Source organism: Chitinophaga polysaccharea (assembly GCF_007829335.1).
In the GTDB taxonomy this organism is placed as follows: domain Bacteria; phylum Bacteroidota; class Bacteroidia; order Chitinophagales; family Chitinophagaceae; genus Chitinophaga; species Chitinophaga polysaccharea_B.
Genome location: NZ_VIWO01000001.1, coordinates 1,440,618 through 1,453,603 on the forward strand (window position 1 = coordinate 1,440,618; position 12,986 = coordinate 1,453,603).

The window sequence follows — 12,986 nt, forward strand, 5'->3', positions numbered from 1 at the left end:
TTCGTTACAATAGCTTTTTGCTGTATGGTTTCCGCTTTTAGCTCTTTTCTTTATCCTATCTTTGTGCCCATGAAATTTGAACAATACAATATTTCTGCTGAAATAAAGGACAGTCTGAAGGAAATGGGCTTTAAAAAGCCTACAGATATACAGTTTAAGGCCATTCCCTCCATTCTGAACGGGGATGACGTGATGGCGATTGCCCAAACCGGCACCGGTAAAACGGCGGCTTTTGCCATTCCTATCCTGCATCGGCTCCAACAGCAGGACCGCCGTCACCGCAAGGCCCCTTACGAGGTCAAGTGCCTGGTAATGGTACCTACCCGTGAGCTGGCTATCCAGATTGCAGAGGTGTTCCAGGGTATTGCGCAATATACCGATCTCCGTATCCTGGCGCTGGTAGGAGGTGTAGACCAGGGCCCACAGATAAAAATGCTGGAGAAAGGCGTAGATGTACTCATTGCTACCCCCGGCCGTATGTTCGATCAGATTAACCAGGGGCATATAGACCTGAGCCACACCCAAACACTGGTACTGGATGAAGCCGACCACATGCTCGACCTGGGCTTTATCCGGGATATCCGCGATGTGATTAAACATATTCCCCGCGAACACCAAACCCTTTTCTTTTCGGCTACCCTCAACAAGGATATCAAAGACCTGGCTTATTCGGTAGTGAATAATCCTATCCGCATACAGATATCTCCCAAAGACCCGGTATCCAAAAATGTAAGTCATGCTGTGGCCTACGTGGAAATGGATGATAAACGCTTCTTCCTGGAAAGACTGATCAAAGAATTCCCGGAAAGCAAGATCCTTGTATTTGTACGCACCAAAGTGCGGGCAGAACGCGTAATGGCAGCTATGACCCGCATTGGCATCAAATCCATCACCATGCATGGTGGCAAGGAACAGGACGATCGCCTCGACGTAATGGCAGCCTTCAAATCGGGCGATGTCAAGGTATTGATTACCACAGACGTAAATGCAAGAGGCATCGATATTCCCAACGTAGACTATGTGGTGAATTACGATCTGCCCGATGTGGCGGAAAACTATGTGCACCGTGTAGGCCGTACCGGGCGTGGTGTTCAGAAAGGACAGGCAGTGTCTTTCTGCAGCACAGAAGAAAAACCTATGCTGGAAACTATCCAGAAATTTTTAGGAAAGAATATTACGGAGATGACCATCAACAAAGATGATTACCGTGAAACGATCAGCTTCTCCGAAGATATCCCCAACGATAACTGGCAACTGCTGCTCGATCAGCATAACAAGGAAATGGACGAATTACAGAAGAAAGTGAAGAAACGTGCCGCGGCTACAGCGAAGAAGAAGGCGAAGAAGAAATAGTTTATCTGAGAAATAGAAGAGAAGAGGGTGCTGTGTGTATCCTCTTTTTTCTTAAATATAGTATCTTAATACTTGCTCAAAGCAACAATGCCGGCATTGCGCCGGCATCATTCCCCAATATATTTACAATCTCTTTTATTGCTTTACCGCTTCAACATTCACAGTGATGTCAACAGTAGGTGCTACTGCATACACGCCGGAAGGTAGTTTATCCGCATACTTTACACCAAAGTCCAAACGGTTGATGGTAGTTTTAGCAGTGAAACCAGCTCTTCTTAAGCCCCATGGATCTTTGATTACACCATTATAAGTAACGTCGAAGGTTACACGTTTAGTAGTATTACGAATGGTCAGATCAGCCAGTAGTAAGTATTTGTTGCCTGTTACTTTTTTCAGGGATACACTTTTTAAAGTAATGGCGGGATATTCGGCTACGTTAAAGAAGTCGTCTGTTTTCAGGTGGCCATCGCGTTGATCTACACCAGTGGAGATGCTGCTGGCATCTACGGTAAAATCTACTTTTGCGTTTTGGAAGTTGGTGCTGTCGGTAGTTTCAATGGTACCGTTGAATTTGTTGAAATGACCTTGCACATAGCTCAGTCCTAAGTGTTTTACACCAAAGATGATGCTGGTGTGTGCCGGGTCGGCGTTCCATTTTACCTGTGCAAAAGAGGCGATGCTGGCTAATACCAGGAGAGTCGTGAAAAAGAAACCTTTCTTCATGATTTGTTTGTTTTAAAGAATATTATAATGATGTTTTATTTTGAAAGTTGACGGTCTGCTGACCAGCGTCCGGCGCCTTTAATGATTAAGGCCAGGTTGATACCAATTACCAGTAAGTGATATTCAAATCCTTCACCTGCTTGTGTACCGGTCCAGTTCATAAAGAATCCGTTGGCATGGTGTACGGAGATGGCAACCAGCATAATAACGGTTAGCATAGCTGCCCAAAGGCGGGTGGTGAAACCCAGTAATATCAATAAGGCACCGATGCTTTCTGTGAAGATCACCAGGAAAGCCAGGATCGACGGTGTACCGGAAGAGGTGAAATAGTTCATGGTAGCTTTAAATCCATAACCTCCAAACATCCCCAGCAACTTCTGAGCGCCGTGCGGTAATATTACCAGTGCTACGGTAATGCGTATGATGAATGATACAATGTTGTCGTCTGTTTGCAATAATCGTTTGAACATAAATGTAGGTTTTAAATTATCGTTGATACTTTTATTGTATATACAACTGTTAGCGCAAAAAAAATCAACTTCTCAGTTTATCCAGTAATTCACTGAGGAGAATGGCTTCTTCTTTCGTGATTTTCTTTGTCAGCTCTTTGTGGCTCTTATCCATTAAGGGATCCAGCTCCTTTAATAAGTCCAGGCCCTTTTCTGTTACTTCAATTTCCACTTTCCGGCGATTGCTATCGCATTGCTTGCGGGTCAACAGGCCTTTCTGGCGCAGCTTCTCTACCAATCTTGTCGCATTGCTCATCCGGTCCATCATACGTTCCTGTATATCCAGCAAATTCAATGGCCTGGGATGGCTTCCGCGAAGGATTCTTAATACATTAAACTGCTGAGGGGATAAGTCAAACTGCTTCAATATATGAGATGTGGCTACTTCCAGCCAGCTGCCCGTGAATATGATATTCAGCATAGCATGTTGGTATTCATCCTTGAATTTTGTTTGTTTCAGTTCTTCCTCCAGTTTCATAATTACATTTACAACTGTTGTTTATACAACAAAGGTAGGTGTATTTTTTATTTCTCCAAATTTTTTAACAAAGTATCCTATAAAATAAGCAGGAAGACCTCAGGTCTTCCTGCTTATTTAGCTATTCAAACCGCCGTCTATCGTGAGCGCAGATCCATTAATATAACTGCTTTCCGGACCGGCCAGGAAGCTCACCAGGTCAGCCACATCCTCAGCCTTTCCATAATGCCCCAATGCAATGTGCTGGCGCTGGAAATCGGCATGCGGACCGTCTGCTGGGTTCATATCGGTATCTACAGGACCCGGCTGCACCAGGTTAGTGGTAATACCACGGGCGCCCAGGTCGCGGGCCAGCCCTTTATTGAAGGAGATCAATGCCGATTTGCTCATGCTGTACAGCGTACCGTGCGGACCTACTACCCGGTCGGCCATACAGCTGCCAATGGTAATAATCCGGCTACCCGCACTCATGTACGGTAAGGCGGCCTGCGTACCTACAAATACGGCACGGGTATTCACCCCCATTACATGTTCATAGTCGTCCAGGGTGTATTCGGTAAATGCTTTCATGACGGCAGTACCGGCATTATTAACAAGTATATCGATACGGCCATGTTGCGCCACGGTTTCATTAACAGATGCAATCACTGCGGCAGGGTCGGCGCTGTCGGCCGCCAGGGCACTTGCCTTTTCTCCTTTGGCAGTTAATTCAGCTACCAATGCGGCAGCAGCTGCCGCTCCCTTTACATAGGTGAAAACAACTGTGGCGCCTTCTGCGGCTAAACGCTTAACAATGGCGGCACCCATACCACGACTTCCTCCTGTAACCAGCGCTATTTTATTTTCCAGACGTTTCATAAAAAATATTTTATGACAGCAAAGCTAGCCTGGTCGCCCGGTGTAAAGAAGAGGGGTATTAATTGTTAACTACTAACCTCTATGTTAGTTTTGTGCCTGCAGGTATCTTTCCCGGAGTATTTGCAGGTGATGCAGCTGGTGCCCAACGGTGGTAAATCCCAATGCAAGTACCGACATCTCCGTTTCCCAGCTCATGCCGGTTTGCTTCAGCACCTCATCGGAAAAGCTCTTGAACAGCGCAATGCTGGCCATACGCACGGCCTTTAATTCCTCCAGTACCTCCGCAACACTACGATGATTGGTGGCCGCATGTGCTGCATATTCATCCTGGTCCATGCTGGGTGGCACCTGCTTGTCGCCCCGTGCAAACATCAACGCCCGGAAAGTGAATACGCGTTCTGTATCGGTAATATGTTGCAATACTTCTTTTACGGTCCATTTGCCTGGTCCATAGGCATAGTTGCCCAGAGGTTCCAACTGGGCTGCATCGAGGGCCTCCAAGTCTTTTAACGCCTGGTCCAGCGCGGTGTTAAGGTCTGTATCCGGCACCAGGGAAATATACCGGGTATAATAACCAGGATCAGGGGAGATGGCATCTTTTTTCATTAGTGGTATTTTATTGGGTCAAGATACAAACAATTTTTACAGCCACCCTTCACACTGGATAGTTATGTAATGTTATTATTATATTTAATATATTTGTGTATAACATATCCTGACTACCGATTACCTACAAGTACCCTACTATGAAATATTTGCTATTATGGGCATTAATAGGGCTTTCCGTTACTACGCACGCACAAACGCCGGAAGCAGCCAATACTACGCCCTGGCAATGGGATGCCAGCTGGATCAGTCCCGTTACCAACACCCCCTACGTCTACGGCGTATATCTTTTCCGTAAACAGTTTTCACTACTGAATTATTCAGGTCCTTTTATTATTCATTTGTCGGCCGACAATTACTACCGCCTGTATGTAAATGGGCGTTTCGCTGGCATGGGGCCTGCCCGGTCCGACCTGGCCAATTGGTATTATGAAACGGTGGATATCAGCCCTTACCTGAAATATGGCGACAACAGCCTGGCGATAGAAGTTGTCAACTATGGTCCGGCCAGGCCACTGGGACAATTTACGAAGGGTACCGCCCTATTGGTGCAGGGGCATCGTTCCCGGGAAGCCGCCATTATCAACACAGGCACTACTCCGTGGCGGGTAACGGAAGATGAAGCCTTTAACTTGCTGCCGGTGAAGCCCGGCGCCCGCTTCTATGGTGCGTTCCCGGGCGATAGCATCGTGGCACAATATCATCCCTGGGGATGGGAGCAAACAGCGTATAAAGATAGTAGTTGGGAAAAAGCAGTCAGCGTGGCCGCCCCGGTACGGCAAGGCAGCAGCGCAGGAAACGGGCGCCTGCTTACTCCCAGGCCCCTGGGGCCTCTCTCCCAGGAGCGGCAGAGCTTTTCCCGGTTGGTATCGCAACAAGGAACAACCGCGGACGACAGCTTTTTAAAAGGTACCGGCGCACTAACAATACCGGCTAAACGAAAAGTTGCTTTACTCCTGGATGTAGGGCAACCCACTACCGGTTTCCCAGAAATGTTGATCAGTGGTGGACTCGATGCTACAATCCATATAACCTATAAAGCGATAACGGATGGCAATGCAACGGTAAGGGATATAGTCCGCCCTGATGGTGGAAACCGGCGCCGGATCAGCGCTTCCGGGTACCGTAGTTTTCGCTACGTGCAGCTGGATATTGAAACCGGCAAAGCTCCGCTCATCCTGCACGATTACTTTAACGTATATACGCAGTATGGCTTATCCGATAAATCTGCTTTTGCTGCCAACACTATGGCAGACTCGCTGTGGAACAGCTGCAAGCGTATGACATTGCTGGGAGCGCAGGACAACCTCTATAACGATCCCTTCCAGGAACAATTACAATACATCCAAGATGCACAAATACAGGGGTTGGCACTGGCATTTTTTTCCGGAGATCATCAGCCGTGGAGAAACGCCTTGCTGCAAACAGACCAGTCGCGCATTCCGGAAGGCCTGGTACGTGCCCGGTATCCGTCAGACGACCGCCAGGTAACGGTAACGGCAGCTCTCTCCTGGATAGGCGCTATACAAGACTACCTTTTATACAAATCAGATAAGGCGCTGGCCAGACAGGTATACCCCGGTATTAAGAGCATCCTCGACTGGGTAGACCGCTACCCCGATGCCAATACCGGCCTGCCGGGTTATATGCCTTATAAAGACAGCCTGCCGCTTTGTCCGCTGACAGCACAATACCTGTATGCATTAAGACAAGCAGCGCTCATTGCCGGCTACTGTGATAAGCCGGGCGACTCCCTCTCCTGGTCCCGCAATGCCGACAAGCTCCGGGAAGTACTATACCAGCAATGCTATGATGCCGATAAAGGATGGTATGCAGAAACACCCGGGGGGAAAAGCTACTCCCGCTATACCAACGCCCTGCTCGTGCTGGCACAGGCCGTACCGCCAAGGCAGGTAAAGAGCATAATGCAACGTTTATTAAAAGAAGCGCCGTCGCCACAGGAATCCTGGCGGGAGAAATACTATATTTTTAAAGCGATGCAGGAAACGGGTGTTACCACTACCTTCCCGGCAGAGCTGCAGGCGTTGTTGCCGCTACAGGAGCAGCAATACCAGTCGGCCTGTGCAGTCACCAATATCTTCCTGCTGGGGATTATGGCGGGGATACAGTCAACCAGCTATGGTTGTAAAACCGTATTAATAGCGCCAGATCCTGGCGAGTCAACCTATGTAAAAGCTACCCTGGCGCATCCGGATGGCGGCTTGCTGGAGGTGGACCTGGCATTTAAGAATAATCGTGTAACCGGTAACGTTAAGCTGCCTTTCGGGATTACAGGAAAGTTCCGTTGGAAAAACAAAGAAATTACCCTGCATGGAGGCCCCCAGGAAATTAGCTTATAACAGGGGAGTATAAAACAGGAGGGCGGTGGATCTACCACCGCCCTCCTGTTTTTATAAAGAGATATTTTCTCAGGCCCGGCCAGTCTTCATTTTCCGCTTGCCGTAAAAGTAATTCATCAACAATGCGCCAATGCAGATGAACAGACCGAAAAATTCACGGGTTTCTTCTATCCATGGTTTGGTGGCCTTCATTGTTTCAGCCAGGTTTTCTGCATTGTGTTTGGTAAACCAGTCCTCCACACCATTCTGATCAAAGAATTTATAGGTAGCATATAACAGGTATACCAATATCCCCGCTATATACCATTTGGGATAAAAACGTTGGCGGGCTGCCAGCCAGCAAAACACGGCGGAGTATAAATAGATAGGCATCCATACGTATGGATCGGGATCGTTGTACTGTAAGCCGGCAAAGAGGACGAACATCAGGGAAAGGAAGATATTCAATGCTTTCATGACATAAAAATTAGGGCTTAAACATACACAAAAGAATTTCAAAAGTGTATTTCCTTGTATTATTTTATCTCAACAGTGTGGAATAGTGGAAGAATGACCTGCAAATTTGGCATTTTTAAAGAAAATGTTAAAGTAGCATTTGTACGGACTGGAATAATGTTATATATTCGAAACCGATAACAGAATTCCACGTGAGAACCAAAATCTGAGCTAGAAAATGTTTGTAACAGTCGTCAAAGTTTCTCACACCCAGTAGTAAAGTAGTCCATATCACTAAACAATTTTAAACGAAGATTCACATGAAATAACCATCATTTGATCAGCGGTGTTTGTTTTAGTTAATCAATGCTTAACGGTTATAATTTAACTGTTGAACAGACACTTTATTTCTTATTCTGCTCCATGTAGCGCATCATGCATGGTTGCCGGGTAGTTAATGCTTTATATACATCTATCATCAATGACCTGTTATTGCTCACGCATAATGGGAAAGGGAGAGGTATGCAAGGTGGTGTCTGGTTAGCAGTAAAAGTATATACAAGAGGTACTCTTATTTTCTAACCATTTTTTCTTAAACGTTACCCTTAAATCACGTTATGAAAAAGCATTTTTACCAGGCCCTTGCCGCGCTATGCGGCATCCTGTTGCTGCTGGCCGGCGGCAACGTTTACGCACAAACAAAAATCACGGGAAAGGTGACTGACAAGGCATCCGGCAATGCGCTGCCCGGTGTCACCGTTTTTGTAAAAGGTACTAATCGTGGTACCGCTACAGATCCGGCAGGTACTTTCTCTATCCAGGCCAAATCAGGTGAAACACTCGTTTTCTCTTTCGTAGGATACGATCCGCAGGAAGCCGTAGTAGGCAGCGGACCCATGAATGTACAACTCGGAGAAAAAGTGGGGTCACTGGAAGAAGTGGTAGTAACCGGTTATGCCAGCCAGAAAAAGAAAGATCTGACAGGCGCCGTTTCTATCGTAAAAGTAGAAAACCTCACCAAACAACCTACCTCGCAGATTGCCAGCCAGCTGCAGGGGCAGGTATCCGGTGTAACCGTATTGGGCGGTGGTCAGCCAGGCCAGGAACCACAAGTGAAAATCAGGGGTATCAATACCTTTGGTAATAATACGCCACTCTACATCATTGATGGAGTACCGGTGTCTAATCTCACCGACGTAAACCCTAATGATGTACAAACTATGCAGGTACTGAAAGATGCAGGCGCTGCCTCTATTTACGGCGCCCGCGCTGCCAACGGAGTGATCGTAATTACCACCAAAAGAGGTACCGGCAAAGTAAAGGTTTCTTATGATGGCTACTATGGTCGTCAAAAACCACAAGGCGGTAACGTATGGAACCTCCTCAATCCGCAGGAACAAGCCGACCTGAAATGGATGGCCATTAAAAATTCTCCGGGCAACCCTTTAACAGATGCGCAATATGGTAGCGGCCCTACACCTGTACTGCCTGATTATATTGCACCGGTAGGCCTGAAAGAAGGCGACCCTGCTACCAATCCCAATTTATATTTCGTGAACCCGAACTATAAATCTGCCGCAGACCTGGCCACCTTTTATCGTATTACCAAAGCCAACAAACAAGGTACTGACTGGTTTCACGAAATATTTAAACCAGCACCTATCACCAGCCACAATATCTCCGTGGGCGGTGGCAGCGATATCGGTAACTATTTCTTTTCCTTCTATTACTTCAATCAACAGGGTACACTTACCAATACTTATAACAAACGTTACGCCGTACGCGCCAACAGCAACTTCAACGTAACCGATCATATCCGGATAGGCGAAAACCTGGAATATTCCATTATCAACAACCCGCAGATTGGCACGCTGGTAGAAGGTAGCGGTATCGGTATGGCCTTCCGTGAACTAACCATCATCCCGGTGTATGATATCAAAGGGAATTATGCCGGATCCAGCGGAAAAGACCTGGGTAACGCCCGTAACCCTGTTGCGATACAGGATCGCTTCGGAAGAACCAAAGCACTCGCCAATCGCTTGCTGGGTAACGTGTATGCAGAAGCAGACATCCTCAAGAATTTCACGTTGAGAACCAGCTTTGGTGGTGAAATATATTCTTTCGATAACAACAGTTTTACGCTCCCCGAATATGAAAATGCAGAGAATACAACGGTGAACCAGTATACAGAAACTACCGGCAACGGCTACGACTGGACCTGGACCAACACCCTGACCTTTCATAAGAATTTCAATCAGCAACATGATCTGAAAGTGATGATTGGTACTGAAGCGTACGATAATCATTTCCGTACACTGACCGGTACAACCACCGATTATTTCTCCTTCGATCCTGACTTTGCCAACCTGAGTACCGGTACCGGTACACCTACCAATGGCAGCGGTTTTGGTACTGATGGATTATTTTCACTGTTTGCCCGGGCCGACTACTCCTACAAAGATCGTTACCTCATCGGTGCTTTAATTCGCCGCGATGGTTCCAGTCGTTTCGGACCCTCTAACCGCTATGGTAATTTCCCTGCGGTGAGCCTCGCCTGGCGTATTTCACAGGAAGAATTCATGAAAAACGTTTCCTGGATTTCCGACCTGAAACTGCGTGGAGGCTACGGTATCATGGGTAACCAGATCAACGTAACGCCCAGCAACCAGTTTACCGCATATGGCTTCGATAGAACGTCTTCTTTCTATGCCATCAATGGTGCTGCTACTACCAGCAAAGGGTTCATCAAAAGACAACTTGGTAACCCCAATGCTAAGTGGGAAAGCAATGTCAACGCCAACATTGGTGTAGACGCAACGTTGTTTAAAGGCAAGCTGGAATTTACCGTTGATTACTACACCAAAGAAGTAAGAGACCTGTTGTATAATCCGGAGCTGGCCGGCGTATACGGCGCGGCCACTACACCATATACCAACGTGGCCAAAATGAGAAACAAAGGATGGGACGCCTCCATCACTTCCAATACAGATCTGACCAGGGACCTGAAACTCACCATTACCGGTACTTTAACTACCTATAACAACAAGATCCTGGCTATTTCTGAATCAGCTCCGTACTTCGACCTGGAAAGCCGCCGTTTCGGTTCTCCGATCATCCGCAATGCTATCGGACAGTCTATCAGCGAATTCTTTGGGTATAAAATTATAGGCTTCTGGAACAGCCAGGCAGAAGTAGATGCTGCCAACGCATCTGCTAAAGCTAAGTTCCCGGGTTTGAAAGAATACCAGATCGGCGCAGGCTTAGGGCGTTTTAAATACGAGGATGTAAATGGCGATGGCAAAGTAGACGCCAGCGACCGTACCTACCTGGGTAACCCCAATCCTAAGTTTACCTATGGTTTGAATATTGGCTTAACTTACAAACACTGGGATTTCAGTGCCTTCTTCTATGGCGTACAGGGAAATAAAATCTGGAACCAGGTGAAATGGTGGACAGACTTCTATCCTTCCTTTGTAAGTGCCAAGAGTAAAACAGCGCTGTATGATTCCTGGACGCCTACGCACCAGAATGCAAAGGCGCCTATCCAGGAAGTGGCATCCTCTCCCAGCACTTCCGGTGCACCTAACTCTTATTTTGTGGAAAATGGCTCCTACCTGCGCGCTAAAAATATGCAGATCGGATATACCCTGCCCACTTATTTGCTGCAGAGGGTGGGCATCAGTAAGTTCAGGGTATATGCCCAGGCTGCCAACCTCTTTACTATCACCAAATATTCTGGTATAGATCCCGAAGTAGCTGGAAATACACAGTCATTCGGATTGGATGAAGGCGCGTATCCTAATCAGCGTCAATACCTGGTAGGTGTAAACGTTACCTTCTGATCCTTTTGTTGAACTGTAAAACTGAAACAAATGAAAACATTAAGATATTCAAGTGTTGTTATAGTAGCGCTGGCAGGCTTGCTGACAGCCTGTTCAAAGAGCTTCCTGGAACGTGCGCCACAGGGCACGCTCACAGAAGAAATTGTGGCGAATAAAGATGGAGTAAACTTTTTGCTGATTGGTGCTTATGCTGTACTCGACGGACAAGGCAATGGCGCTGCCGTAGCCGGTGGTAACCCCTGGGAAGCATCCCCTACCAACTGGATTTATGGTAGCGTGGTAGGCGGCGATGCACATAAAGGCAGTAATGCCGGCGACCAGGAGCCTATCAACGATATCGCTAAAAGTACTTACAATGCCAGTAACAGCTTTTTCAATACTAAGTGGAAAGCCGTGTACGAAGGCGTAAGCCGTTGTAATCTTACCCTGCAGAAAATGAAGCAGGCAACCGATATGACACCTGCCCAAAAGACCCAGGTGGAAGCAGAAGCACGTTTCCTGCGTGGGCACTACTACTTTGAATTAAAGAAGTTCTTCAATAACGTACCTTATGTTACAGATACCTCGGCAGATGTGAGGGTATCTAACGACAAGGATATATGGCCCTTCATTGAAGCAGACTTCAAATTTGCGGCAGATAATCTTCCTGGCGATTACGTGGCCAGCGGAGAAGTAACCCGGGCCAACAAGTCGGCTGCGCAGGCTTATCTCGGTAAAACTTACCTGTACGAGAAAAAATATGCAGAAGCCTTTACTTTGTTAGCTACCGTGGTGTCTTCCGGAAAAACCAGTGCAGGCGTACCTTATCAGCTCTCTAACCGTTTTGAAGACAACTTTGATGCATCGAAAAAATTAAATAACCCGGAAGCAGTATTTTATATCGAAATGACCGCTAACGATGGTACCAATACCATTGCTAACGCCAACTCCGGTGAAATGCTCAACTTCCCGTATGATCCAAGTCCATTTGGCTGCTGCGGATTCTTCCAGCCTTCCCAGGACCTGGTAAACTCTTATCGCGTAGATGCCAACGGGCTTCCTTACCTGGATGATTATAACGATCACCCGGTAAAGTCTGATAAAGGGATTACCAGTTCCCAGGCTTTTGTACCAGATGCTGACCCACTGGATCCCCGCCTTGACTGGACGGTAGGTCGCCGTGGTGTGCCTTACCACGACTGGGGAAATCACCCCGGCGCTATCTGGCAGCGTGACCAGGGCTATGGTGGTCCTTATTCTCCCAAGAAAATGGTTTACTGGAAGAAAGACCAGGACAAATACCATGATGCACACTCCTGGGCGCCAGGTTCTGCTATCAACGTAAACCTGATCCGTTTTGCGGATGTAGTGCTCATGTATGCAGAAGCAGCTGCGCAAACCGGCAACCTACAAGTGGCTACGGATATGGTGAACAAGGTGCGCGACCGGATGAAGAATAATCCAACGGAATGGCTGCATAAGTGGGATGATGCTACCAAGCAATTCGTGCCTGGCGTAATGGCGGCCAATTATAAAATTGGCGATTACCCACTATTCGGTTCCACCGCCTACGCGTTGAAAGCCATTTACTTTGAACGTAAGCTGGAACTGGCTACCGAAGGTCACCGCTTCTTCGACATTTCCCGCTGGGGTATTGCCGACCAGGTACTTACTGCCTATTATACTTACGAAACCACTAAGGCTGGTTTCCCTGATCTGATCGGGGCCCAGTTTACCAAAGGAAAGAATGAATACTTCCCGATACCGCAACGTCAGATAGATTTGACGCTGCAGAACGGGCAACCGGTGCTGAAACAGAACGCCGGCTACTAACCAGGATTTT

At 47.2% G+C, this 12,986-nt stretch carries 10 protein-coding genes; 4 read left to right on the top strand and 6 right to left on the bottom strand.

Annotated elements, in window-relative coordinates; translation table 11 throughout:
• Positions 1 to 69 precede the first annotated feature (69 nt).
• On the top strand, positions 70 to 1,353 hold the full coding sequence (locus FHW36_RS06135) for a DEAD/DEAH box helicase (protein WP_145663870.1): 1,284 nt from the start codon (positions 70 to 72) through the stop codon (positions 1,351 to 1,353).
• Between the two features lie 135 nt (positions 1,354 to 1,488).
• On the opposite strand, the gene FHW36_RS06140 is transcribed toward FHW36_RS06135, so the two are convergent.
• From FHW36_RS06140 to FHW36_RS06160, 5 genes are all read right to left on the bottom strand, one after another.
• The gene (locus FHW36_RS06140; RefSeq protein WP_145663873.1) at positions 1,489 to 2,076 is read right to left on the bottom strand and encodes a YceI family protein; all 588 of its coding nucleotides are present in this window, start codon (positions 2,074 to 2,076) and stop codon (positions 1,489 to 1,491) included.
• 35 nt (positions 2,077 to 2,111) lie between these two features.
• Complete coding sequence (locus FHW36_RS06145; RefSeq protein ID WP_145663876.1) at positions 2,112 to 2,546, bottom strand: DoxX family protein; 435 nt, start codon at positions 2,544 to 2,546, stop codon at positions 2,112 to 2,114.
• Between the two features lie 64 nt (positions 2,547 to 2,610).
• The gene (locus tag FHW36_RS06150; RefSeq protein WP_145663879.1) at positions 2,611 to 3,063 is read right to left on the bottom strand and encodes a MarR family winged helix-turn-helix transcriptional regulator; all 453 of its coding nucleotides are present in this window, start codon (positions 3,061 to 3,063) and stop codon (positions 2,611 to 2,613) included.
• A gap of 117 nt (positions 3,064 to 3,180) precedes the next feature.
• Positions 3,181 to 3,921: an SDR family oxidoreductase gene (locus FHW36_RS06155; RefSeq protein ID WP_145663882.1), complete on the bottom strand. Its 741-nt coding sequence runs from the start codon at positions 3,919 to 3,921 to the stop codon at positions 3,181 to 3,183.
• An 84-nt stretch (positions 3,922 to 4,005) separates the two neighbouring features.
• Entirely contained in the window at positions 4,006 to 4,527 is a 522-nt protein-coding gene (locus FHW36_RS06160; protein WP_145663885.1) for a DinB family protein, read from the bottom strand.
• A 140-nt stretch (positions 4,528 to 4,667) separates the two neighbouring features.
• Between FHW36_RS06160 and FHW36_RS06165 the strand changes: the two genes are divergently transcribed.
• Positions 4,668 to 6,887 carry an alpha-L-rhamnosidase-related protein gene (locus tag FHW36_RS06165; protein WP_145663888.1) on the top strand — a complete coding sequence of 740 codons (2,220 nt, stop codon included), beginning with the start codon at positions 4,668 to 4,670 and terminating at the stop codon, positions 6,885 to 6,887.
• Positions 6,888 to 6,956: 69 nt separating this feature from the next.
• Here the strand turns inward: FHW36_RS06165 and FHW36_RS06170 are convergent, their stop codons facing one another.
• Complete coding sequence (locus FHW36_RS06170; RefSeq protein WP_145663891.1) at positions 6,957 to 7,343, bottom strand: transmembrane 220 family protein; 387 nt, start codon at positions 7,341 to 7,343, stop codon at positions 6,957 to 6,959.
• Between the two features lie 596 nt (positions 7,344 to 7,939).
• Here FHW36_RS06170 and FHW36_RS06175 point away from each other — a divergent pair.
• Entirely contained in the window at positions 7,940 to 11,164 is a 3,225-nt protein-coding gene (locus tag FHW36_RS06175; protein ID WP_145663894.1) for a SusC/RagA family TonB-linked outer membrane protein, read from the top strand.
• 30 nt (positions 11,165 to 11,194) lie between these two features.
• The gene (locus FHW36_RS06180; protein WP_145663897.1) at positions 11,195 to 12,976 is read left to right on the top strand and encodes a RagB/SusD family nutrient uptake outer membrane protein; all 1,782 of its coding nucleotides are present in this window, start codon (positions 11,195 to 11,197) and stop codon (positions 12,974 to 12,976) included.
• Positions 12,977 to 12,986 lie beyond the last annotated feature (10 nt).